Genomic DNA, 24150 nt, shown 5'->3' on the forward strand with positions numbered 1-24150 from the left:
CTGTTTGATCAATGCTATCTTCTGGACCCAAATATTTCTGCCAAGTTCGTCGTGAACTACCATTAATCCATTTCCTTTTCTCTAAATAAAGGTAGTTTTTTCCTTTGATTTTTTTTCGAACAAGATAGGTCATTATTTATAGTTAGGGTAAAGATATATATAAATATATTCCTTTAAATCGCTTTAGATTGTATATTTTATAAAAAATAAAAATTATAGTTAGGGTAAAGGACATTTTATTGGAAAAATAGACTAAAGGTATGAATAAAAAGATATACTATTGAAAAACAGGGCTATTTTAGGAGATAATTTGATTTTACAAATAAAATAAATTATGTCGGAGCAATTTTCAAATGAAATGCAATATAAAGATTAAAAAAATTAATTAACTTGTAAACTTAAGAAATGAAAAAAAAATTCAGAAAATTTAGAAAAGTGAATTACATACTATTCTTTAGAATCAAAACCATATAATGGATCTTCTAACCATTTTTTATAATAACTGAGGGGTTACTATTATGAGTAAACAACCATACGATATTGCAATTATTGGTGGTGGTGTGATTGGTGCAGCAATTGCCCAAAGACTGGCAAAATATCAACTTTCACTTGTTTTAATAGAAAAGGAAGAAGATGTTGCCATGGGAACTTCAAAGGCAAATTCTGGAATTATTCATCAAGGTTATTTTACCACCAAAGGTTCTCTCAAAGAATCTTTAAGTTTAAGAAGCAATGCTTTGTTTGATGAGCTTTGTCCGCAATTGGATGTGGACTTCAAACGAATTGGAGCAATATTTTGTGCAACAAATGAAAAAGAATTAAAGACCTTGAAAGGAGAATTCAAAGAGAGTCAAGAACGAAATGTTGCGGTTGAATTAATTCAAGATCGCGCCAGAATTCAAGAAATTGAGCCGCAATTGAATGATCAAGTCATAGCAATTTTACATTTTCCCAATGCTGGTATAATTACCCCATGGGAGCTAACAATTGCTATGGTAGAACACAGTATTATAAATGGAATAAAACTACATTTGGGATTTGAAGTTGCATATATTAAACGCGAGAAGCAAATTTTTCAAATAAATTCAGTGAAAGGACAGAAAATAGAAGCAAGAACAGTAATAAATGCTGCTGGTGTATATTCTGATAGTATTGCAAAAATGATTGGAGATGATTCATTCAATATTATCCCGCGTCGAGGGGAATATATAATGTTTGATAAAAATTCACTTCAGCTAAATAAAATTATATTTCCTACGCCAAATGTAGTTTCAAAAGGAATTGTAGTTGCACCAACAGTGCATAATAATTTCTTTGTTGGACCTAATGCAAACGAAATCGATTCTAAAGAGGGAATTAACACAACAACACAAGGATTAAATGAAATTCTGCATGGTGGGTTAAAATTAGTTAAAAAATTGCCCATTCGCAAACATATTACAAATTTTGCTGGTATACGCGCTTCTACTATAACCCATGATTTCATTATTGGCGTTTCAAAATTACCGCAATTCGTTAACGTTGCAGGAATCGATTCTCCAGGATTAACTTCTTCTCTAGGAATTGCAGAGTATGTTGAAAAAATATTACAAAATGATTGCAGTTATAAATTTATTGAGAAAAGAAATTATATTCCTACCAGGAAAAATCAGATTAGATATACTCAACTTTCTGAGTCAGAATTGGCTAAAAAAATCAAAGAAAATCCTCAGTGGGGGAATATGATTTGCCGATGTGAATTGGTAACTGAAGCAGAAATCGTAGAGGCATGTCATGGTTTAATCCCGGTAACTAATACTGACATGATCAAGCGTCGGTTACGCCCTGGAATGGGTAGATGTCAAGGTGGATTCTGCTTACCTAAAGTGATGAAGATTATTTCTCGAGAACGTGGAGTGATATATGAACAAGTAACAAAAACTGGAAAAGATTCTCATATTGTATTTAAACGAACCAAGAATTTGTGTTCAGAAGTATTCCAAGGAGACCAGTTATAAAATGAGCCGATTAATCAAAAATCTGGAAATAGATGTTGCTGTTGTTGGAGGAGGTCCAGCAGGTATGGCTGCTGCGATTGAAGCTCATCGGGTTGGGGCTAAAATAATTATCCTTGAGCGTGATAATGAATTAGGTGGAATTTTACAGCAATGTATTCATAATGGATTTGGTTTGAAGCATTTTAAGGAAGAACTTACTGGACCAGAATATGCACAACGATTCATTAATGAAGTACAAGAGAGAGATATCGAAGTTTGGTTGAAAACTATGGTGATCCAGATATCTCCCGAACGAATTTTGACTGTTATCAATCCTGAAAAAGGCTTAATTCATATTCATGCTAAAGCAGTGATTCTTGCAATGGGATGTCGGGAACGTACACGTGGTGCCATCAATATTCCAGGAACCCGACCTGCCGGTATATATCCTGCGGGACAGGCTCAACGTTTCATAAATATTGAAGGTTATTTACCCGGACATCGAGTTCTTATTCTTGGAAGCGGAGATATTGGTATGATTATGGCCAGGCGTTGTACTATGGAAGGGATGAAAGTTTTGGCTGTTGCTGAAGTTTTGCCATATCCCAGCGGGTTGGTAAGAAATAGGGTACAGTGTTTGGATGATTACAATATTCCATTGTATTTACGCCATACAATTATTGATATCCGAGGAAAAGAGCGCGTAGAAGGAGTTACAATAGCACAAATTGATGAAAAATGGCGCCCAATTCCCGGAACAGAGAAACATTACGATTGCGACACGATTCTTTTTAGTGTAGGGCTAATTCCAGAAAATGAATTGACTTCTCAAGCAGGTGCTGTAATTTCAGGTAATGGAGGTCCTGAAATTGATGAATATCTCCAAACAACAATTCCTGGAATATTTGCATGTGGCAATGTGCTTCAAGTTCATGATTTGGTAGATTGGGTTACTGAAGAAGCAGAATATGCCGGAAAGAATGCAGGTTTATTTGCTTTAGGGCATTTTCCTGGAAAGAAAAAACTTATTACTCCAATACGGTTAATTCCGGGTGAAAATGTTGGATATGTAAAACCAGAAAGAATTGAGTATTATGATAATCTTGGCAAATTGAAAATTTCCTTTAGAGTAAAGAATCCACGCTCGAATATTCGGACAATTTTAGTATCAAATGGAAAAGAAATTTACACAAAAAGGCACAGATTTGTACTTCCATCAGAAATGATTCATTTGATACCAAAGATTGATATTAATAAAATCGGTCCTGAACTTCAAATTAATGTGGTAGAAAAAGAACAAACTGTTAATGTAATTGAGAAACAAATGATGGAGGAGAAATAATATGCAACAAGCTGTAGAAGAACGCATTAATGAGAAAGAAATTGTTTGTGTGGTTTGTCCGAATTCATGTCGCTTAACTGTTTGGGAAGATAAATTGGGTGAGGTACATGTATCTGGTAATAAATGCCCTCGGGGAGTGGTATATGGTGAATCAGAGTACACCCATCCTGTGAGGATGTTAATTACAACTATGAGAGTAGAAGGTGGTGTTTTACCTGTTATCCCTGTTCGCAGTGAAAAACCCATTCCTAAAGAATTACTCTTAAAAGCCATCAAAGTAGTAAATAAACATTATTGTCAAGCTCCAGTTAAGATGGGGCAAATTTTACTTCGTGATATCCTTGGAACAGGAGTAAATGTTATAGCTTCCCGGGATTTGATGCAAGATGAGAATAAAAAGATTGCTTTTTCTATTTATGATGAAATGTCACCAGAAGAAATTGTCCAACAGACATTGGTTGAAGATTTATTTGACAAAAAGCAGAATTTGACTTTTGAAGAAAAAGAAAAATTAGAAAGAATCAAGAAACACTTAGTCGAGCGCTTGTCACCTTATTTTAATAAAATGTAAAGGATATGCAGTCTTTTAGAATTAACTTTTTTATTTTTTACCAAATTTCATTTTATACTTTTTTCACTATTTATCCATTCTTTTTTCTTTTCTTCCCATTGGGTTTGAAATGATTCTGGGAGTAAGTCCAAGAAATTCTTATAATCAAAATACTTACTTGGAACACCATAAACAAATTCTGATTTTTCTCTTGAGATCTGCCAATTTTTTGGTACAAAAGAGCGCGGACCAACAGCACAATCTTCATTAATAGTTGTTCCAGGAGCCATCACTGCCGTTGAATTTAAGGCAGCATTTTTTTTCATGGAAACTTTTTTTACAGTAAGGTTTCCAAAAATACTATCTACTACATGGCTGGAGATTACTGCTCCATTTTCAATAACTACGCCATCGCTTAATTCAGAAAATTCTAAGCAGACATAGGAATCTCCATAATATGCATTTTTATGTATTTTATTTCCTGCCATATCCCTCAAGACAAAATTTACCATCCAAGGGAATATTGACTTTTTTGATACCCAAACGGGCCATTTATACATAAAACCTCGCAAATGATAATAATGAACTGCAGGATCTACCACATTTTTTTTATCAAATTCCCGAGAATATAATCCTTCCTTTGGAGGACTTTTTTTATCATAATAGGCATTGAGAATACGACAGAATTTTGACATCGACCATATTAATAGATAAACACTAATCATAAAAATTCCTGGTTCTAATAGAATTTGAATCCAAATATTAACTTGAAATGTCGAATATAGATAAAGAATCCCAGCGATAAAGAATAGAACAACAAAAAGAGGCATAACAAATTGATAAAGGTTGATTAAGAAAAAAGGAATTTTTGGTAAAGCAACTTGATTATCATCCCATTTTTTAGCTAGTTCTTCAGCTGAGTAATATTGAACTTCATGTTCACTCATTGATCAGCAACTATACGTATTCCTTAAAATATTTTACTGCATTGAGGAAATCAAGAGTGATCAAGATTAACTGTGATTTTTAAGAAATGTAATTAAAGCCTCAGGATTATTGGTAATGATACTATCAACACCCGCTTCAATTAATTTTTCCCAATCCTTTGGAGAATCGATTGTCCAAGGATTCACAGTTAATCCCATTTCATGAGCTTGTGAGCAGAATTTCTTATTAATAAATTTATAATATGGGTTAGTCCCTTGAGCTTCTACTATTTGCGCATTAACTAAAAACTTCTTTTTATTAAATATACTAAAAAGATATGCCCAAATATTTCCTCCTGTTGGCTCTAAAGTTGTAAATACTAAATTTGGATTAATCTTTTTGAATTTAGTGAGTTCTTCGTGAAGAAAGCTGGATATAATTACATCTTTCTCCATATTGAATTCTTTTATTAAATCATTTACTTGTGAAGTTATCCCTTTTTGTTTTATTTCAATATTAATACCGATTTTACCTTGACAAAGCTCTAACACTTCGCGTAATGTTGGGATTTTTTGTTTTTGAGCAAAATTTAGGGTCCTTAATTCCTCTAAAGTACTTTGAGATACAACTAAGTCTCTAGATGCCACTCTTCCTGTTTTATAATCATGAATAACTACAATTTTATTATCTGAAGTTGAATGAACATCTAATTCTATATAATCTGCTTTCAATTCAATCGCTTTTTCAAAAGCTAACAGTGTATTTTCTGGATATTTTGCACTGTATCCCCGATGAGCGTGAATAGAAACAGAAAAAGTTTTCCGAATTGCTGGGAGATCCATATTTTAAATTAATATTCATTCCTTAAATATTTTTAAATTACAAATATATATTGGAATTTTTTTTTACATTTTTTTAACGAATAGCTTTAAATACTCAAATACATTCATAAATCCATTATCAATAATGCCTTTTAAAAATGTGAATATAACGGATGAAATTTTGCCCAATATGTAGCAATCTGCTGTATCCTAAAAAACATTCTGACGAACTTTACTGCAGAATTTGTAAAAAGTCATTTCCAGTTGATAAAGTTGGTGGAAGTGAGAATAAAAATGTTCAAAAGAAATTGAAAAATCGGAATTTTTACAAGAAAGAAAAGAAACGCGCCCTAAAAACAATGGTCATCACAGAAACAAAGAAAGAAAAATCAATGACTGAAGAAGAACGGGAAGCTTTTGGTGAATTATTTGAATTATCAGAAGAATAGTAATTTAAATAAATTGTATTTATTTTATTTTTTTTGGCTTATTTTATTTTAAATATTTTCGGAACTTTAAAAAATTGCAATTGTATATAATTCACTAAGGATGAGATCTATGCCTTATTTATTTCAAGCAGTGAATGGGGAAGAAATTGGTCGTTTTGATAACAATGCTGAAGATTTAGGAATTCCTAAAATTCTTTTAATGGAATCTGCTGGATTGCAAGCAACAGAATGTATTATTCAGAAATTTTCACCTTCAGTAGATAAAAAAATAACCGTTTTTTGTGGGAATGGTAATAATGGGGGCGATGGATTTGTAATATCTCGCCATTTTGCTTCTAAAGGTTATATTGTTGATGTTTTTTTGTGTGGAGATCCAATAAAAATTCGAACTGAAGAAGCAAGACTTAATATGAAAATATTAAAAAAATTAATATTATCAGTCAAGATTCATATAATTCGGGATTCTAGTCAATTAACTGAATCTTTACGGGAGAATATTGAGAAAGGGAGTAGTTTAGTTATCGATGCATTATTAGGAACAGGTGTTTCTGGCAAAATTCGTGAACCGACAGCTTCTGCTATTAAGTTAATAAATTCTCTTTCAATTCCTAAAATTTCAGTAGATATTCCTTCAGGGATGAATCCAAATACTGGTTATTTTGATGATATGGCTGTAAAATGTGATTTTCGAGTGACCTTTCATCGAGAAAAAACAGGTTTAGAAAATTCACAGAATAAACATATTGCATCTATTGGCATTCCTAGAGAAGCAGAATTATTGGTTGGTAAAGGTGATTTACTTCAATGCATCAAATCCAAACCAAACAATGCCCATAAAGGTCAATATGGTCGGCTTCTTATTATTGGTGGTTCAAAGTCTTATTCTGGAGCACCTACATTTGCAGCTCTTGCTGGTATTGAAATGGGACTTGATCTGGTTAAAATATTTGTTCCTAAAAGTATTGATAATGTTGTTCGTGGTTTTAATGCAAATTTTATCGTTCTTTCTGGAGAAGATGAAATCTTCACTCTAAATGATCTTCAAGTTGCAAAAGAATTATGCAAATGGGCTAATGCAGTTGTTCTTGGTCCTGGCTTCGGAGATGATCCAAACACTATTCAATTTTCAAAAGAAATAATACGTTGGCTTGATTCTCAAAACATTCCATTTGTTATTGATGCAGATGCGATCACTAGTCTCGCGATTCTCATTCACGATGAGAATTTCTGCTTTTCAAATAAGAATGTAGTCATTACTCCACATAAAGGTGAACTTCAAAGATTACTTAAAATTCCAAAACATGAAATTCATTCTGAATTTATCCATTTTGTGGATCAAATAGCCCCATTACTTCATAGATTTGGAGGCATTATTCTTTTCAAAGGGCGTTATGATATTATAATTGATGCATATTATGAAAATACCACTAAAAATCTGATCAATTTAGATTATAATCATTTCCGGTTAAATACCAGAGGTACACCTGCAATGACTGTAGGAGGAACAGGTGATGTCTTAGCAGGTATTGTTGGTAGTTTTCTTGCTTTGAAAAATAATGGTTTTGCTTCTGCAATAAGTGGTGCCTATCTAAATGGAAGATTGGGTGAAGAAATTTCCAAGGAAATTGGTGATCGAATTTCAGCAACAGATTTAATTTATTATATTCGAATATTTCTCAAAAAATTTATCAACTCAAAAAATTAACTACTATTATTAAACAACGATTTTTAGCCAATCAAAAGTTATGTTAAGTATAGGAGTAAGAAAATGCAACTGTTCATAGTAAGGGGAAATGGTGAAGCACATGAGATCACTGAAGAACAGCCTATAAAAAAGCTCTTAGATAGCAAAGAATGTTACGTTTTAGTCGATGATAAGAAACGAGTCGTTTACCTCTGGATAGGAACAAATGCATCCGTTAGATCAAAATTTAATGGTGCACGGATTAGTCAAGATATTAGATCACAAGTTGGATTAAGTTATCGTTCTGTTTCTTTAGAAGAAGTTGACACTAACAAAGAACCTGAATTTCTTGAAGCAATTGAAGAACCTCCAACTACAGGATTTGCGCATGAAATTCGCGAAGAAGGAAATGAAATCCAATTTCGTGAACCTAGTGGAAGTCCACCTTCGAGAACCCCTCCTTCTACTTCTTATCACTCAAAATATAATCAAATTGAACAATCAGGGCCACTTTATACAGGAGATAACGATCATCTTTTTACATCTTCAAGTTCATCTGCTACTTTCTCAAAAACTCCCAGTAAAGCAAAATTAGAAGAGATCATTCATTTGCTAGATGAAGAGGAAATACCGGCAGGATATGAACGAGAAATGGTGATAATAGGGGATCATGCTTATTCAGTTACTGAAAAAAAGCAATCTTTTCTAGGTAAAGAAAATATAGAACGAGTCCTTGAACCTATTTCTAGTTTACCAGAAGGGTTATTTTTTGCAAATGGTTATGCGCCTCGAGTTTTAGTGAAAGATCAAACTGTAATCGCAATAGAATTTTTAAAAAAGAAATAACCATGAAAAATTAAAAATTCAAAAAAAAAGTGTGAAAAAAAATGTCATTAAATGAAGATGATGCCCAAAAACTAAGTGCTTATCTATCGAATATCACCAAGAATACCGAACTAGAAGCATTGGCTTTAGTAACCAAAGAAGGACTAAGGTTGGCCTTTTCTGCAGTTTCTGGTTATGAAATTGATCCAGATGCCTTATGTGCTATGGGTGCGGTTCTTCTTCAAAGTGGAAATGATTCTGTAGCTAAAATTGGATACAACAAGCTTATTGAAGTTGTTTTACGAGGAAAAAAAAGTTTTATGGTTATTTCTGCCGCAGGGAGGTTTTTTCTAATTGGTGCATCCCGTACTATTCGGGATTTAGGTAAAACTGTAGCTGTTTTTCGGTTTTATGCCCAGAAAATAAGCGAAACGTACCCTAAATCTGAATAAATCAGATCTTTTTTGTCTATTGATCTCTTGAAGATTATCAAAAGAGTTATATTATTTAGCTCTATTTCTATAAAAATATTAGGTGTTGGGTATGCGGATCAGTCTGAAATTTCAATTTGAACTGAATAAATTTCCTTATTGTGAAATGAATGAGATAGATGCGCATAAGATAGGATTACCAGAAGGTGGAACTATTCGATTATTTTCTAATAATCGACGATGGCGTAATTATTTTCAAGTTCCTATGAGAATATCTCCTACGATACCAGAAGGAACGATTTTATTACCTAAGCTTTTTCAGACATTACCATTCGCTCAAAGTAAAACAATTGATGCAGAAAATTCTGCTAAATTTATTAATCCTGGTGAAGAATATTTAGAATATAACATTGAAGAACTTGCTTTAAAAAGTCAGACTCAACTCTTTGAAGAAGTAATAACTCAAAAAATGACTCATGAATCTCATAATCTTAATTTGCATACTGATGTTGAGAAAGCAATTCACAATCTTTCTGCTTTTTCCAAAAATAAAGATGTAAAATACGCCCCATCTGATAATATTGCTCAAAATTCAACAGAAGAATACAATCAACTTCAAATTGATGATTTTAAACTAGAAGAGTCTTTACATGAAGACAAATTAAGTAAAAAACAATTTAAAGGTATGAATAAAAAGCTAATTTCTGAGGCTTTTGAAGAGAATCATGATTTAACCACAATTAAGACAAAGTCACATCCCAACGATCTAATTACATCCTCAATCATAAAGGATAAAAATTTAGGTTTTTCATTAGATAGGAATGAAATTAAAGAATATGAAGATAAAGAGTCGATTAATCTTGAAAATTACCCAAATAGAATTTCTGAAGAACAACTGCATTTAATTATTCCTAACTCTCTAATAGTAAGATGTAAAATTGTTGATCGAGATTTAAATGGTAATATTATAATTTCGCAGGAATTAGCAAATAGTCTTTCATTATATCCAGGAGCCTTTTTTGGATGGGAAGATCCAATTTCAAGAAGACAAGGAATGGCAACAGTAGAAATTAGTAAAACTGAAATTGATACAATAATTATGGATAGGGAAATGTTCCAAGATAATCAAATCGCTGAAGTTTTAGTCCCAAAACTAGTTGTTTTTTCAATGGAACCCCCAATTATCAAAGTTCGAGAACTTACATTTAAACCCATAATTAATCATAGGTTGATTGGAAAAGTTAAGATTAATTTTCGAAATGCTAACGCTTTAGGTGTAAAATTAGGAGATATTGTCAGAATTAGTAAAATTAATTCTAACTTTACAACATATGCTCAGGTTCAAACAGATTCAACCTTATCTGATGAGAAAATTGAAATAGATCCTAATATTTTATGGTATAGTTTTGGAGATAAAGATTTACTTTCAATTCAAAAGCAACAAAAAAATGTTGTTAATATTAAAAAATTGTATATATCAGCAAAATTAAATCCAGATTCATCAGAAACTTATAATAAAATTACAACAAATATTCAAAATCGGAAAGAAAGTATTAGAATCTTTTTTTTGAATTATTTCATTTTTCCACGAATGCAAATAAAGCATCCTGATTTTGATTCTATTTTTAAGTTTAAATCATGTTCACCTGCCTTAGGTCCAAAGGAAATAGGGAAAATATCTGCCAATTCAGAAATTGAAATATCAATCGAAGGTTTAATTCCGGTCGATACTCTTATTCTTTTTGATATAACACATAGTATGCTGGCCCGCGATGTTGAAGTAAATTTCGAACATAAAGAACTGCGTAAAGTAGAGAGTTTTCTTTCACAACTTTCAATAGAATCTCCATTTCCCATGATTACTGTAAAATCACATATTTCACGACTTCATACTGCTTTATTCTTCGTGATTTTATATATTATTGAAAAGATTTTCCGAAAAATGGAAGAATATGTTTCTATTGTAATTTTCAAAGATCATGAAGAATTAGTAAATACTATTAATCAAGATGAATGGTTAAATTCAAATATATACAGCACATCTGTTTTAGTTTCATTTATCCATAATTTATTTGAACAAGTAGAAATTGAATCTGGAACATTTACTCATGTTCATTCTCTTTTACCAAAATCAAAAGAAATTATAGAAAAATTACGAAAAAAAAACCCAACTCGCCCAATAAATATCATAATGATTACTGATGCAATTCCTGATGATTTTCCTGAACTAAAGAAAATACTTAATAATTTTTATCAATTCGATAAAATCCAAGTCACTATCTTTGGAATGGGAAATATTTCACTAAAAGAATTAGTTTCTGATTTTCGTTCCAGCAAACTTAGATATCATGATATTAATTCATTCAGCGATTTTATTCCACTATATCGTAGGCTTGCAGCTTTCAATGATTAATCATGAAAAATAAGAATTTTATTTCTATTTCTCGACGATTCCTTGATTTTTTAAAAGGAAAATCACATAAACATGCTTATGGTGTGCTTCTTTTTTGTCTTTTAATCATTCTCATTGGGTCTTACACATATGCAATATTAAAATTTCCTGTTCATTATCAATTTCTTCGTATGAGTGTAAGTAGTCTTGGAAATACGATAAAAAACCCTATAGGTCATTCAATTTGGAGCTTAAGTATGTGTATTGCAGGATTAGGTTTAGTTCCCTATATTTTCTTTCTTTTTCACCAATTACGTCAAATTGCTAAAATTACAACTTATATTTTTACTATAATCCTTCTTTTTTCAGCATTGGGTGTGTTTGGTGTGGGAATTTTTTCTGAAGATTCAGGTTTAATTCATTACATTTTTGCAGGATTGGCTTTTTTTGGCTTTTTCACCGCATTTTCCTTTAATATGTATACACTAATTAAAAGCATTAAAGATAAAATGGGGTGGATTAAAATTTGGCAACTTGTATGTATGTATTTAGTTTCTGATGTGATTATGATTGGTTTTTTAACAGCATTTATTTTTTATTGGTTATATTATTTTTGGAGAATTTACTTTTTCATGATGTATCTTCCACTATGGGAATGGCTATTGTTTGGTTCTTATGTCTTTTATATTTATAGCTTATATCTCATTATTCCCAACCATAATGACCAATAATCTTTAGAAAAATTAGTTAAAAATTCTTGAAAGAAAAAAAAAAGTAATATTTTGATTGGTGCGAATAAGTTTCTTGATATTTTTAATCTAAAAGAGAGAATTCAAAAATCATGCCTAAATTGATGGAATTTCATTAGGTAGGGTAAAAGCAAGCCAATATATCGAAATAAAGAAGTTAAATGAGAGTAACCATTCCCAAAGTGGAAAACTATATATTCCAGGCCCTGGCCATGGATAATCCCTAATATTGGAAATGATCTGCGTAATTAAAGTTCCCATCCCAATTACAGCAAAAGCTATAAAGATATACCGTGTATGAGCATTTGGATACAAGTCATGTTTACCATGATGAATTTTAGGGTATGCATTTACAAGGAATAGAATTCCATAAATAGTAAATCCAGCACTGAAAAGCAAGAATGTTATAGTTGAAATTAATACATGAGCTTTACCCAAAGTCATATCTTGAAAGAAATCAGCTCCATGTACATCTGGGAAAAACGAGATTATTAATATTCCAATACTACCCCCAATTAAGAAAAAACTACCTATATAACCCCATAATCTTTCAATCAACACAACTCTTCTGTGAATATAAAGGATTAAAGGTATAAATGATAATCCAATGACAATAAAAGAAAGGGAAAAATAGAACCAACCTTTAGGGTTTTGGGTATAGTCTCCTAAATATGAAATTGTATGAGTTAGAATATTGTAATTTAACGATTTGGGATAAAATTGCCATGAAATGAAAAGCAATGTAAAAAATAATCCAGCACATAAACCCATATAGTGTAAAAGCTGCCGTCGGGTAAATTTTCCTGTAATAATATTCAGAAAGTTTGTGGGAATATCCATATAATAAGAATAAAAAAATCTCTTTTCTAAAGAAGTTTCGTATGTATTTTCAACCACTTTATTTTTTCCTCAGAATACATAAGAATTCTTTTCGAAACATTTGTACCAGAAAAAAAGCTAAACCCAAAAGATACAAAGGAAAGTAGAAATAGATAACAGCTAACCATTTATTAAAAAAGATCATTGCAATTTGTAGAATTGATTGTTCTATTATATGAAAGTATGATCCACCTCCAAAAAATTGATTTTGTATCTTGGTTGGATCATGTCTAATTTCCTTCAATGAATATTGTTGAGCTTTCTTCCATCGTTCATGATTTAAAGGGCTAAAGGCACCATACATTGCCCAAAATGGGGTTAAAGATACTAAGTAGTATTTATAAATGCCAATTTCAGCAAAAAGAATTACAGTAAATAATGCCAACCCTCCAATATTCCACATAAACCAATAGTATTGTTGATCTGAAGAGAATTTTGTCCTATTTAAAAACCACCAATAAAAACCACCTAAAATAATTGTGATTAAGTATAATAATAATTGCATATGAAAAATAACAGCAAAAATCGCTGTAATTTTTGGTGGAATTCCTAATATGTATCCTATCCATGCAAATGCAATCGCAAGGGATGTTCTGTAATTAACTTGATATGGTCTATTTTTTGGGTTAATAGTTAAATCAGGAAAATATCCAATAAAAGTAGAATTGCTGTTGACTGGTACAATTTGAGAGAAAATATTGTAAACCCATTCATAATTTGAAGTTCGATGATTATTAAAGAGAATACTGATGTATTTTGTGGGTTCGTCAAAAATATATGGATAAGAGGCAATTAAAAATATTTCAATTGGGATTAATCCATAAAAGATTATTGAATTTAATGGTAAATTCCTAATATAGTCAAAAAGGGGTATTTTTGATTCTTTTCTGCGTAATTTTCCTTTTCTTCGTAAATAACTTTTCCAAAATGAAGGTGAATATGCAACTCCTATTACGAAAAATGGATAAAAAAAGAAAGCAACTTGCTTAATGCTCATAGCGATTCCTAACCAAAACATCCCCCATTTGTAATTTTCTTGTGAAATATTAAACATAGATATCACTAAAAAAGTAGTTACAACTCCTGTATTCTGCCAAACAAAATCGCTATAAAATAAATTAAAAGGGGATAAAAGGCATATCATCATCATAATTTTTGCTGCTTTCGGTGTTGCCCCAAAATTTAATGCTAAACGAAAAACATAATACCCTGTAAGAATATTACACAGAAAAATAACAATTGGAGCAGAAAAAACAGTCCAATATGCAAAAATATGAATTAAATAATAATATAAAGGGGGATAAAGATATCTACCTTTGAATGCATCTGTATAAAGCTTTTCACCATTCATCCAGTTTGTATGCCAAGGAATATAATCCCCAGCGAAATCACTTAATCCTTCTAAATCCCACCAGTGTGCTGCAAATTGATTGAAAACATTCTGTGATGCTACTAAAATTCCATTTTGATAACAATATAGACTGTAAATAAAAAAAACCAGTTTTATTAGAAAACCACATAATAAAACGAAAAGAACATTATTTGGAAATAATTTTTGTAGTACACTTGGCTTTGACGGAATGCTTAAATCGAATTCATTGAAATTATTCAAACTTGAAATTGGAAGTGAAGAAAATATTGAATTTTTAAGTTTGTCGATTTTTTTTTGAAGTTCAAGTCGGTTCCTCGTCATTCCTTTACATCTCAAGAAAAATAGTAATAATTTTCTAATGTTGCTAAATTATCATTGGATCCAAAAAAAAGTTCTCCTCATTCAAGAACAAAAGATCAAGATTAATTGACTAAATGAACAATTTCTTAATTCTTTGAAATAAGAATTAATGCAATCACTTCTAAAATTATTCCTAAATAGAAATATACAGTAGGGATTTCGCCTAATATCAATATGGCTAGAATTGTTGCGAAAATTGGCTTTAAATAAAAAAGATTCGATCCTTTTGAAGCTTCAAGTGATTCTAATCCCTTAAAAAACAATAAATAGGCAATTCCTGTAGTGACTACTCCAATATAAAGTAATCCTATCCAAGTACTTAGGGATTGGGAAATAATCACTGTCCATTCATCTGAAAATAGAAAATAGGGGGTCATAAAAAGGGAGGCAAATAAGAAAGTTAATACATTAAAATCTAAGCTTGAGACAATTTCTGATTCTGTGTTATTCCTTGAGAAAAAATCATTATTCTTAAAATTTTGACGAGAAAGTCTAGATTTATTCATAACTAATTTACCTAGAATTAAGTCGACGACCCAAAAACATGTTCCGACCAGAACTAACATATTTCCTAACAGATATTCATTGCTAAAAAATGCTGAAAAATGCATTTCTGTTACAATAAATAACATTCCAATAAAGCCAATCAAAATTCCTGTTAATTTCGATGCTGATTTAGATTCACCTTTAAAAAAAATCATATATGTTGAAATCAATATTGGGTTAGAACTTATTATTGCTGCAGACATTGAGGCTTCAGTTAAACTTGTTCCAAATGAATAAAGCAATAAGCCACCTGCTAATCCTATAAATGCTGCAGGAATATAATATTTTGGATGAGATATTAAGAATTTTTTGATACTTTTTGTTTTTTTTGTCGTAATTGCATAGATTAAAAGTGTAAATCCTCCAATAAAGAATCTAAAAAAATTCATTAAAAAAGGGCTACTATTATCTTGAATTAATTTCATAACAATTTCAATAGTTGCCCATAGAAACACAGCAATAATTATGTATAGATATGCTTTAATATATGATTTTTCCACAAAGTAGAGAATTGCTCATTGATTAAGAATTCTCTCGAAAATCAAAAAAGAAGTCATCAGCTGTAAAAATATAAAAAAATCAAAACTTTGAATAACATCGCCTCTATATACCCAATTGACGTATCAATGGAATATGAACTTACTTCTGATATAATTGAAAAATACATGAAGGCTGGAAAAGCAGTTGCTCATGCTTTAAAATTATCCTATCAAATTGCTCGACCAGGAACAAATATGGGTGATCTTGCAAAAGTTTTAGAGGATGATATTCTCGCTCATGGAGCTGAAGGTCTTGCATTTCCAGCGAATTTAGGTATTAATCACATTGCAGCTCATTATTCTCCTGTAATTAAAGAACAACAAGTACTTCCAGAACATGGTTTATTGAAAATTGATTTAGGAGGGCACGTTGATGGATATGTAGCAGATGCAGCTGTTACAATAAATTTAGGAGACGATAATGGTATATATTCTGATCTCATTCAAGCTGCAAAGGATGCATTATATACTTCTATTAGTTTAGCAAAACCTGGGGCAAATATTAGAAGCATTGGTGCAGCAATCCAAGCTGAGATTGAAAAATATAAAGATTTAACCCCAGTCTCTAATCTTGGAGGACATCGTGTAAGTCAATGGGATCTTCATGGTTCTCCCTTTATACCTAATGTGGGTTCAAGTTTGGAAAATTATATTTTACAAGAAGGAGATCAAATTGCCATTGAGCCATTCAGTACAAATGGTTATGGTGCTATTCGTAATGGAAAGGAAATTACTATCTTTGAAGTAAAAAACATTCATAAGAAAAAAAACCTACCCCAAATTGAACGAATCAGATTGAAAAAATTCAAGGAAAAATTTGGTGCTTTTCCCTTTTCACCACGTTGGGTGGATTTTATTCCAGAAGAAAAAGTAAACAATATTATTTTAAAATATTATCGGCAAGGAATTCTGCAAGGTTATAACGTTTTCGTAGAACGTGCGCAAGGTTTGGTGGCTCAACACGAGCATACTCTCTTAATTACGAAAGAAGGGGCAATCCCAACCACTTGGTGGGAAGATTTCGATTACCATAAATTATGGCAGTAAAACTCATGATTGATTCTGTTATTTTAGCTGCTGGGAAAGGGGAACGATTTTGTGAATCAAAAGACAAAAATGAACCAAAAATTCCTAAATCTTTGATGCCTCTTGATTCAACTGAAGAAAATACTCTTTCAGCACTTATCTCTCATTTACAATCTCTTCCTATCAATGATATTTATCTTGTTTTAGGCTATTATTATGAAGAAATCAGTAAATGGATTCAAAAAATCAATGAAAATAAAAAAAAACCTATCATTGTTGATGCTCGAGACTCATTTATGGCCGGGCCGTTCTTTTCATTTAGAAAAATGCGCTTGTATAAAAATCGAATAAAAACGTTGCTTGTATTTCCAGCAGATACATGGTTTTCACCGATTTTTTGGGATTGTTTATCACAAATTTTAACCAATTTTTCTAAATTATCAAGCAATAATTTTCTTTTTTATGCAAATCTTCCTACTGATTACATGTATGGGAGTTTCTGCCTTGAATTAGATACAGTAAATTCATTTTCTCAAGATTCAAACGATTTTATATACTTAAATAACTCAAAGGGTTTAAATAATTCAAATAAATCGAATAAATTGAATAAGTTGAATAAGTTGAATATGTCCAATGAGCTTAAACTTAAGTTTCCGATAGTATCCAGAATCTTAACACGAAAAACTTTTATTTGTGAAAATCCTAATCGTAAAAATTTACCACTTCTTTTACCTGTAGTTATTCTTTCAAAAAAAACTTTAGATTCACTTTTCAATAATTCATCTCCTTCATTTTCAACACTACTTGGTGGAATCCAAAATCTATTAAGACAAGGCACTATATTTAATGCTATAAAAATAACCTTCAAAAATTTTCCACAGAATTCTCAAAAAAGTAGCAATTTTTTATTTTTGGATGTTGATACTTATACAGATTATCTACATTTGAAAAAATCACTAGAATAAACAACACCTCATACTTTATAGAGTGCTTTTACCAAATTCCATTTTTTATTTATTTTCTCTTCTGTTCGTAAATATTGAAAGAAGAAATATTTTTGCATTTGGGTTTTTTGTGCATTTTTTCTAATATGATGATAAAAATCTGTTCGTTTTAATGTGCGTGAATAGGATTTTGCTGAAGATTTGGACCAGTTAATGCTTTTTTTCGAAGCAATATAATCAACTGCAAATTTTGCTATTTGCATCGATGAGGCAATTCCAGATGCTCCTGATTTTTCAATAAATCCCATAGCTTCACCAGTTAGAAAGACACCAGGAATAGGCATTGGATTATTATATATTTCTCCTGCACCAATATAAGTAAATCCTTCAAATTCGATCTCCGTATTGCGCATTAAATCAGAGAACCGGGGATATGTGGCAATTAATTGATTCCAAACACGCATTATTTCAGCTTCATCGGGTAAATCACATAAATTTTTGAGTTTTTTAGCCACATCTGCGAAGATCATCATTCCTACTTCACATTTTTCCTTGTTTCTTGGAAAAACAAAAATTACTGCTGGAGGAAATCGGGGTGCATAATCCAACATCCCCGGAACCAAAAAAAAGTACTCAAAACCATAATAATCTCCGCGAAAATTCCGAATAATACGTTTAATAATTGGAAAATTAATTTTTTCATAGGGAATGCGAAAATTTTTACCAATAAGGCTGTTGTGACCATCTGCAACAATTATCGATTTTGCATAGATTTCCTCACCATTTTGCAATCGAATTCCACAACACTTGTTATCTTCATAAATTAATTCTTTAACCTCTGAATTGGTCCGTATTTTTGTTGATGTCTCTAATAAACGTGATTTTAGTAATTCAATGAAATTATTCCATTCAAAGACAATTGAAGGTGTTCTTCGAAAAACCTCTACAGTATTCTTTACCATAGGGCTGTTGAATTTACGCGCAGCAGTTATATGGATAGAAATTAGATTAAGAACATTATCACCTAAAACTTGAGAAAAGATTTTTGCATTATGTAGTGTCTCTCCTCTTGGAAATAACCATGGATGTTCTTCTTTTTCACAGATAAGTGCTTTTAATTTGTATCGACCCGCAAAAATACCCGCGGTCAAACCAGCCGGACCCGCTCCACTAATTACAATATCATAAGGATTTTCTTTACTACCAATAGAGTGAGTTGGTTCTTGCACATTATTCATTCGCTAATCAAATTTTAATTATTCCAAATATTCTTAAAAAGTATCTTTCACTTTTTTTAAATAGAATGGAAATTGTAAAAAACGGAATATGCTTACAAGAAAAAATTTTGAATGAACGTTGTGCAAAATGCGGTAAAAAGCTAGTTCTTGGAGTTTATCGTTATCAATCTTTAAAACTCAAGCAAGTTATCCGCTGTAAACATTGTAATACTGCCACTAGAATTAAATAACTCATTTACTCTATTATTTTCATTCAATCAATATTTACTTAGGATCATTTTCCATTTGTATATTAATGAATCAAAATTTATTACTGAATACTCTTTCCTCTAATTTAGCAAGCAATATACTTGAATTACAAGGGCTTTATATTATAAAAAATGGAGAAGAACTGATTTACTCGAATGAGATTCAAAAATCATTTGATTCAAATGTTAATAATACAAGAAATCAATATTCATCTATCAATATTGATTTAGATCCTATTTTGCGCCGAATTCAAGAAATTCAATCGGATTCACCTTATGCTAACGTCATTATGGATGCTGAGAACTTTCGTAGTATTAGTATTTTTGTTGATCACTGGACTTTTATTTATGTTGTATCAATTGATGCTTGGATTGATAAGCTTCAACCCTTTCTTTACTTAGCTACAGAAAAATTTTATAGAATTTTATCAGAAAATCAATCTGTTGATCTAGAAATTCCAAAATTGGGAGAAATTTTAGGCTCAAAATTGCTAGACTCCAGTTCAAAAAAGATTCAACAATGGGTTTTTAAGTTTACTTTAGTAGGGGATTCAGGTGTTGGAAAAACAAGCCTTGTAAATCGCTTTGTTGACGGTATTTTTCCAAAAGATTTTCGACCGACAATTGGCTTGAATATTATGACCCATACGTACACTTTTATGGAAAATCGCGTCCACCTAAATATTTATGATATTGGATCGCAAAAATTCTTTAAACGTGTAAGAAGAAGTTATTATAAAGGGACTATGGCTGTAATCCTTGTATTTGATTTGCACGATCGGAACACATTTGAACATATTCCTCAGTGGAAATCTGAATTAGATTCCTATATTAACGGTGAATACGAATCCATTTTGGTCGGGAATAAGTCTGATTTATTTAAAGTTGTTTCAACAAAAGAAGCAAATATTATGGCATCTAAACATAACATGGTTTATCTAGAAACCAGTGCTTTAAATAACATCAATGTAGAAGATGCTTTCGTACTGTTGGTTTTTAAAATATTAACAAAACGACTAAATAGTATTCAAATTTAGCCCTTTTCCATCTATATTTGAAAATAATTGGATATTATTCAAATTTTATGAACTTATTCGCACTTTTCTGTAAATAATATAGTGTAGATTAGTTTAAATAAACAAAGAAAAAAAAAATTCTCCACAAAAGTACAAATGCATCAATTAAATCACCTTTCAAATTTAAAATTGATCTGTTTTTCCATGTATAATTTACTATTTTATTGATCTATTTCAAATCTTTTCTGTTTTGAATTGTTTTGTTTCCAAATTTCAATAGAATAATAGAGTATTTTTTTAATCTTCTTATTATAATGAGATATAATTCCAAAAAAAATTGGAAGAAATAAAATAACAAATAAAAGATATAAGTATTTTTCGGTGTCATATGGATTCATCTCGATAAAATTTTTATCTCTATTGATAAACTCGAAAGAAGCTAATGATGCAAAAAGTAATATTGAAACAAGAATGATGAAAAGAACAGTTTTTCTTCTAATTTCTTTTATTTCTGATTTAGTTGATTCTGGTATTTCTTTGTAATGATCTGGACATAAACCTAACTTTTGACATTTAAGGCAGCTTTTTCGTTCACAAATTGGACAGATTACATAATTCGATTGAATTATCATCCGTAAAGGTTCACCACAGAATTCACAAATATTACTTTCCATATAAACAACCTATGAATTATTAAAAATTCTGATTAATAAATTTAATTCCAATTCTAAAGCACAAATTATTTAATTCATTTAGCACTGCCTCACTAGAAGGGAGGTAATAATGTCGGATAAAAAACTAATCGGTCCTTTTAAGCAAATCCTTACCATGCAAAATTTACCCTCTGCTGGGCCTATTTCTGATGATAAATTGGAAATTATCCCCGATGGGGGAATTCTAATTGTTGAAGATAAAATTGAGCAAATTCTTTCCAAAGATGAATTTGAAAAAGAAGTGTCTCATGCAAAATTCCACGGTTCAGGAACTATATTTCATAAAATTACCGAAAACGCTGTTGCTATGCCTGGAATGATTGACTGCCATACTCATATGTGTTATGCAGGAACACGGGCTGAAGATTATGCACGGAGATTATCTGGTGAGACCTATCTGAATATTGCAAAATCTGGCGGTGGAATGCTCGATACTGTTCGTAAAACTCGGGCTGCATCAGAAAAGGAACTATTTGATAATCTTTTTATAAGAGGGTTAACCCATCTTCACCGAGGTGTTACTACGTGTGAAGTTAAAAGTGGATATGGACTTACTGTTGAAGCAGAACTTAAAATGTTAGAGGTAATTAATCAAGCAAATCATTCACGTGCATTATTACCTGATTTAGTACCTACATGTTTAGCTGCTCATACTTGTCCGCCCGAATTCCAAAATTCTGATGAATATCTACAAGAAATTATGGATAAACTATTACCTGTTGTAAAAGAAAAACAATTAGCAAAAAGAGTCGATATATTTATTGAAGAAAGTGCTTTCAGTCCCGATTCTGCTCGGAAATATCTACATTATGCTAAGGAACTTGGTTTTCAAGTTGTTGTACATGGAGATCAATTTTCAATAGGTGGTTCTGAAGTAGCTGCTGAGGTTGGTGCTTTATCTGCTGAACATTTAGAAGTATCGGACGAAGAACATCTCCGTATGCTTAAAGATGCAAATGTAATTGCTGTAACTCTTCCAGGTGCATCGTTAGGATTAGGAATTGATTTTGCGCCAGCTAGAAAAATGCTAGATGTTGGATTAAATGTTGCAATTTCATCTGATTGGAATCCAGGTTCTGCCCCTATGGGTGAACTATTAACTCAAGCCGCGTTATTGGGTGCATATCAAAAACTTACAATCGCAGAAACTCTTGCAGGTATTACAAAGCGCGCTGCTGATGCTTTATCATTAAATGATCGTGGTATTCTTGCTCCAGGAAAATTAGCTGATTTTATTGCATTTAAATGTAATAAATATCAAGAAATTGTCTATAACCAAGGTTCTTTAAAACCATTTTTAGTATATCGAAAAGGAAAACAAATTGTTTAATATTCTTTCTATACTAAAATTCCTTTTTTAAATACAAAATCATATCAATTGGAGAGATTATATGAAACCAGATATTGAAATCGCTCGGGAAGCCCATATGTTGCCCATCACTCAGATTGCTGCTCGAATTGGGATTCCTGAACGAAGTTTGGAGCTTTATGGCCCGTATAAGGCAAAAATTAATTTAAATTATTGTCTAAATTGTATGGAACACCCTCCAGGAAAATTAATTTTAGTAACCGCTACTTCCCCCACTCCTGCAGGTGAAGGGAAAACAACCACTTCCATCGGTCTTACAGATGCCATGAATCGACTTAATCGCCAAACTGCTGTTTGTTTACGAGAACCTTCTTTGGGTCCAGTTTTTGGAATTAAAGGTGGTGCTGCAGGTGGAGGATATTCTCAATGTGTCCCAATGGAAGATATTAATCTTCATTTTACTGGTGATTTGCATGCCATCACATCCGCCCATAATACTTTAGCTGCATTACTTAATAATGCAATCTATCGACATAAAATTGAGTTAGATCCAAAAAAGATTCTATGGAATCGGGTCGTAGACGTAAATGATCGTGCATTACGAAATATTATTGTTGGTTTAGGTAAATCAACAGATGGGGTTACGCATGAAAGTGGCTTTGACATTACCGCAGCTTCTGAAATAATGGCAATATTGTGTTTAGCGCGCAATTTATCTGATCTAAAAGAGAAAATTGGGAATATTTTATTAGGATTCGATTTCAAAAATAAACCTGTATATTGTCGGAATTTGAATGTTGCAGGTGCTATTACAGTTCTCTTAAAAGATGCCATTAAACCTAATTTAGTCCAAACAATGGAAAATAACCCTGCATTTATTCACGGTGGTCCATTTGCAAATATTGCCCAAGGTGCAAACAGTATTATGGCAACTAATTTTGCTCTCAGAACAAACGATTATGTAGTTACTGAAGCAGGTTTTGGTAGCGATTTGGGTGCTGAAAAATTCTTTGATTTGGTCAGTCTTTACGGCGGATTTGCTCCAGATCTTACTGTTATCACCACAACTATCAAAGCATTGAAAATGCATGGTGGACAATCTCTCGATCGAATCAAACAAGAGAATCTAACTGCTCTTTCTGATGGATTGGCCAACCTTGGGCGCCACATCTCTAATATGAAGAAATTTAACATTCCTGTAGTTGTTGCTTTAAATAAATTTAATTTCGATACTCCTGCTGAGATTGAAATGGTATTTTCATACTGTGAGCAATTAGGTGTTGATGTTGCTCTTTCGGAAGTTTGGGAAAAAGGTGGAGAAGGTGGGGAAGCTTTAGCGAAATTAGTTATAGAAAAGTTAGAATCCCCCACTGTTTCAACATTTACGCCTTTATATGATTGGAATGATTCAATAGAAGAAAAAGTGCTTACCGTTGCCCGTGAGATTTATGGTGCAACAGATGTCGAATTTGAATTAGATGCAAAACAAGATATTGCAAATATAAAGCAAATTGGGTTGGATAATCTTCCTATTTGTATTGCTAAAACTCAAAAATCATTTTCTGATGATCCAACAAAATTGGGAGCTCCCAGCGGTTTTACTCTAAAAATTCGACGTGTCTTAATTGCTGCAGGTGCTGGCTTTTTAATTCCAATTGCTGGTCGAATGCTCAGAATGCCAGGCCTACCGATGAAACCAGCTGCTGAAAGCATTGATATTGATTTCGACGGCGATGTAGTTGGTTTATTTTAATTGAAAATTCCTTTATTTTTATAAACTTTTTACTTTTTTTTGGCTTTTTTTAATTCCCCTT

Annotated in this window: 22 protein-coding genes; 15 read left to right on the forward strand and 7 right to left on the reverse strand. The window is 31.7% G+C overall.

The window, feature by feature from the left end; translation table 11 throughout:
* Positions 1–518: 518 nt before the first annotated feature.
* From ACXLDF_RS07160 to ACXLDF_RS07170, 3 genes are read left to right on the forward strand one after another with little or no spacing between them, the layout of a single operon-like run.
* The gene (locus ACXLDF_RS07160; RefSeq protein ID WP_457557821.1) at positions 519–1997 is read left to right on the forward strand and encodes an NAD(P)/FAD-dependent oxidoreductase; all 1479 of its coding nucleotides are present in this window, start codon (positions 519–521) and stop codon (positions 1995–1997) included.
* Between the two features lies 1 nt (position 1998).
* The gene (locus ACXLDF_RS07165; RefSeq protein WP_457557822.1) at positions 1999–3318 is read left to right on the forward strand and encodes an NAD(P)/FAD-dependent oxidoreductase; all 1320 of its coding nucleotides are present in this window, start codon (positions 1999–2001) and stop codon (positions 3316–3318) included.
* A gap of 1 nt (position 3319) precedes the next feature.
* Positions 3320–3889, forward strand: coding sequence for a DUF1667 domain-containing protein (locus ACXLDF_RS07170; protein ID WP_457557823.1), 570 nt, complete (start codon positions 3320–3322; stop codon positions 3887–3889).
* A gap of 47 nt (positions 3890–3936) precedes the next feature.
* Here ACXLDF_RS07170 and ACXLDF_RS07175 read toward each other — a convergent pair whose 3' ends face one another.
* Positions 3937–4815, reverse strand: a complete 879-nt coding sequence (locus tag ACXLDF_RS07175) for a hypothetical protein (RefSeq protein WP_457557824.1) — start codon at positions 4813–4815, stop codon at positions 3937–3939.
* 66 nt (positions 4816–4881) lie between these two features.
* Positions 4882–5637 carry a glycerophosphodiester phosphodiesterase gene (locus ACXLDF_RS07180; RefSeq protein WP_457557825.1) on the reverse strand — a complete coding sequence of 252 codons (756 nt, stop codon included), beginning with the start codon at positions 5635–5637 and terminating at the stop codon, positions 4882–4884.
* 152 nt (positions 5638–5789) lie between these two features.
* Between ACXLDF_RS07180 and ACXLDF_RS07185 the strand changes: the two genes are divergently transcribed.
* The 6 genes from ACXLDF_RS07185 to ACXLDF_RS07210 all read left to right on the forward strand — a co-directional run bounded on the left by ACXLDF_RS07185 (position 5790) and on the right by ACXLDF_RS07210 (position 12128).
* Positions 5790–6065 carry a hypothetical protein gene (locus ACXLDF_RS07185; RefSeq protein WP_457557826.1) on the forward strand — a complete coding sequence of 92 codons (276 nt, stop codon included), beginning with the start codon at positions 5790–5792 and terminating at the stop codon, positions 6063–6065.
* A 109-nt stretch (positions 6066–6174) separates the two neighbouring features.
* Complete coding sequence (locus tag ACXLDF_RS07190; RefSeq protein ID WP_457557827.1) at positions 6175–7770, forward strand: NAD(P)H-hydrate dehydratase; 1596 nt, start codon at positions 6175–6177, stop codon at positions 7768–7770.
* Positions 7771–7833: 63 nt separating this feature from the next.
* On the forward strand, positions 7834–8595 hold the full coding sequence (locus tag ACXLDF_RS07195; RefSeq protein ID WP_457557828.1) for a hypothetical protein: 762 nt from the start codon (positions 7834–7836) through the stop codon (positions 8593–8595).
* A gap of 41 nt (positions 8596–8636) precedes the next feature.
* Positions 8637–9026 (forward strand): roadblock/LC7 domain-containing protein, encoded by a 390-nt coding sequence (locus ACXLDF_RS07200; RefSeq protein ID WP_457557829.1) that lies wholly within the window; start codon positions 8637–8639, stop codon positions 9024–9026.
* Between the two features lie 91 nt (positions 9027–9117).
* Positions 9118–11418 carry a hypothetical protein gene (locus ACXLDF_RS07205; RefSeq protein ID WP_457557830.1) on the forward strand — a complete coding sequence of 767 codons (2301 nt, stop codon included), beginning with the start codon at positions 9118–9120 and terminating at the stop codon, positions 11416–11418.
* Between the two features lie 2 nt (positions 11419–11420).
* Entirely contained in the window at positions 11421–12128 is a 708-nt protein-coding gene (locus tag ACXLDF_RS07210) for a hypothetical protein (RefSeq protein ID WP_457557831.1), read from the forward strand.
* A gap of 114 nt (positions 12129–12242) precedes the next feature.
* Here ACXLDF_RS07210 and ACXLDF_RS07215 read toward each other — a convergent pair whose 3' ends face one another.
* The 3 genes from ACXLDF_RS07215 to ACXLDF_RS07225 all read right to left on the reverse strand — a co-directional run bounded on the left by ACXLDF_RS07215 (position 12243) and on the right by ACXLDF_RS07225 (position 15803).
* Positions 12243–12986: a hypothetical protein gene (locus ACXLDF_RS07215; protein ID WP_457557832.1), complete on the reverse strand. Its 744-nt coding sequence runs from the start codon at positions 12984–12986 to the stop codon at positions 12243–12245.
* A gap of 58 nt (positions 12987–13044) precedes the next feature.
* On the reverse strand, positions 13045–14718 hold the full coding sequence (locus ACXLDF_RS07220) for a glycosyltransferase 87 family protein (protein WP_457557833.1): 1674 nt from the start codon (positions 14716–14718) through the stop codon (positions 13045–13047).
* Positions 14719–14843: 125 nt separating this feature from the next.
* The gene (locus ACXLDF_RS07225) at positions 14844–15803 is read right to left on the reverse strand and encodes a DMT family transporter (RefSeq protein ID WP_457557834.1); all 960 of its coding nucleotides are present in this window, start codon (positions 15801–15803) and stop codon (positions 14844–14846) included.
* A 126-nt stretch (positions 15804–15929) separates the two neighbouring features.
* Here ACXLDF_RS07225 and map point away from each other — a divergent pair, with 126 nt between their 5' ends.
* Both map and ACXLDF_RS07235 read left to right on the forward strand, forming a co-directional pair.
* Positions 15930–16889, forward strand: coding sequence for a type II methionyl aminopeptidase (gene map / locus ACXLDF_RS07230; protein WP_457557835.1), 960 nt, complete (start codon positions 15930–15932; stop codon positions 16887–16889).
* On the forward strand, positions 16880–17833 hold the full coding sequence (locus tag ACXLDF_RS07235; protein WP_457557836.1) for a hypothetical protein: 954 nt from the start codon (positions 16880–16882) through the stop codon (positions 17831–17833). The genes map and ACXLDF_RS07235 overlap by 10 nt, the downstream gene beginning before the upstream one ends.
* 8 nt (positions 17834–17841) lie before the next feature.
* Here ACXLDF_RS07235 and ACXLDF_RS07240 read toward each other — a convergent pair whose 3' ends face one another.
* Positions 17842–19050 carry an NAD(P)/FAD-dependent oxidoreductase gene (locus tag ACXLDF_RS07240; RefSeq protein ID WP_457557837.1) on the reverse strand — a complete coding sequence of 403 codons (1209 nt, stop codon included), beginning with the start codon at positions 19048–19050 and terminating at the stop codon, positions 17842–17844.
* 107 nt (positions 19051–19157) lie between these two features.
* Between ACXLDF_RS07240 and ACXLDF_RS07245 the strand changes: the two genes are divergently transcribed.
* Positions 19158–19280, forward strand: coding sequence for a hypothetical protein (locus ACXLDF_RS07245; protein WP_457557838.1), 123 nt, complete (start codon positions 19158–19160; stop codon positions 19278–19280).
* 65 nt (positions 19281–19345) lie between these two features.
* Positions 19346–20335: a GTP-binding protein gene (locus ACXLDF_RS07250; protein WP_457557839.1), complete on the forward strand. Its 990-nt coding sequence runs from the start codon at positions 19346–19348 to the stop codon at positions 20333–20335.
* A 200-nt stretch (positions 20336–20535) separates the two neighbouring features.
* On the opposite strand, the gene ACXLDF_RS07255 is transcribed toward ACXLDF_RS07250, so the two are convergent.
* Complete coding sequence (locus ACXLDF_RS07255; protein WP_457557840.1) at positions 20536–20988, reverse strand: ABC-2 transporter permease family protein; 453 nt, start codon at positions 20986–20988, stop codon at positions 20536–20538.
* A gap of 109 nt (positions 20989–21097) precedes the next feature.
* Between ACXLDF_RS07255 and hutI the strand changes: the two genes are divergently transcribed.
* Complete coding sequence (hutI, locus tag ACXLDF_RS07260) at positions 21098–22357, forward strand: imidazolonepropionase (RefSeq protein WP_457557841.1); 1260 nt, start codon at positions 21098–21100, stop codon at positions 22355–22357.
* A gap of 61 nt (positions 22358–22418) precedes the next feature.
* Positions 22419–24089 (forward strand): formate--tetrahydrofolate ligase, encoded by a 1671-nt coding sequence (locus ACXLDF_RS07265; RefSeq protein WP_457557842.1) that lies wholly within the window; start codon positions 22419–22421, stop codon positions 24087–24089.
* The last annotated feature ends 61 nt before the right edge of the window (positions 24090–24150 follow it).

This window comes from Candidatus Harpocratesius sp. (genome assembly GCF_054039255.1).

Bases quoted from the DNA above. Each gene is read 5' to 3' on its own strand.
- ACXLDF_RS07235 (WP_457557836.1), top strand. From the start codon at position 16,880: ATGGCAGTAAAACTCATGATTGATTCTGTTATTTTAGCTGCTGGGAAA.
- ACXLDF_RS07240 (WP_457557837.1), bottom strand. From the start codon at position 19,050: ATGAATAATGTGCAAGAACCAACTCACTCTATTGGTAGTAAAGAAAAT.
- ACXLDF_RS07215 (WP_457557832.1), bottom strand. From the start codon at position 12,986: ATGGATATTCCCACAAACTTTCTGAATATTATTACAGGAAAATTTACC.
- ACXLDF_RS07165 (WP_457557822.1), top strand. From the start codon at position 1,999: ATGAGCCGATTAATCAAAAATCTGGAAATAGATGTTGCTGTTGTTGGA.
- hutI (WP_457557841.1), top strand. From the start codon at position 21,098: ATGTCGGATAAAAAACTAATCGGTCCTTTTAAGCAAATCCTTACCATG.
- map (WP_457557835.1), top strand. From the start codon at position 15,930: ATGGAATATGAACTTACTTCTGATATAATTGAAAAATACATGAAGGCT.
- ACXLDF_RS07160 (WP_457557821.1), top strand. From the start codon at position 519: ATGAGTAAACAACCATACGATATTGCAATTATTGGTGGTGGTGTGATT.
- ACXLDF_RS07185 (WP_457557826.1), top strand. From the start codon at position 5,790: ATGAAATTTTGCCCAATATGTAGCAATCTGCTGTATCCTAAAAAACAT.
- ACXLDF_RS07205 (WP_457557830.1), top strand. From the start codon at position 9,118: ATGCGGATCAGTCTGAAATTTCAATTTGAACTGAATAAATTTCCTTAT.
- ACXLDF_RS07180 (WP_457557825.1), bottom strand. From the start codon at position 5,637: ATGGATCTCCCAGCAATTCGGAAAACTTTTTCTGTTTCTATTCACGCT.
- ACXLDF_RS07190 (WP_457557827.1), top strand. From the start codon at position 6,175: ATGCCTTATTTATTTCAAGCAGTGAATGGGGAAGAAATTGGTCGTTTT.
- ACXLDF_RS07220 (WP_457557833.1), bottom strand. From the start codon at position 14,718: ATGACGAGGAACCGACTTGAACTTCAAAAAAAAATCGACAAACTTAAA.
- ACXLDF_RS07210 (WP_457557831.1), top strand. From the start codon at position 11,421: ATGAAAAATAAGAATTTTATTTCTATTTCTCGACGATTCCTTGATTTT.
- ACXLDF_RS07170 (WP_457557823.1), top strand. From the start codon at position 3,320: ATGCAACAAGCTGTAGAAGAACGCATTAATGAGAAAGAAATTGTTTGT.
- ACXLDF_RS07250 (WP_457557839.1), top strand. From the start codon at position 19,346: ATGAATCAAAATTTATTACTGAATACTCTTTCCTCTAATTTAGCAAGC.
- ACXLDF_RS07195 (WP_457557828.1), top strand. From the start codon at position 7,834: ATGCAACTGTTCATAGTAAGGGGAAATGGTGAAGCACATGAGATCACT.
- ACXLDF_RS07255 (WP_457557840.1), bottom strand. From the start codon at position 20,988: ATGGAAAGTAATATTTGTGAATTCTGTGGTGAACCTTTACGGATGATA.
- ACXLDF_RS07175 (WP_457557824.1), bottom strand. From the start codon at position 4,815: ATGAGTGAACATGAAGTTCAATATTACTCAGCTGAAGAACTAGCTAAA.
- ACXLDF_RS07200 (WP_457557829.1), top strand. From the start codon at position 8,637: ATGTCATTAAATGAAGATGATGCCCAAAAACTAAGTGCTTATCTATCG.
- ACXLDF_RS07265 (WP_457557842.1), top strand. From the start codon at position 22,419: ATGAAACCAGATATTGAAATCGCTCGGGAAGCCCATATGTTGCCCATC.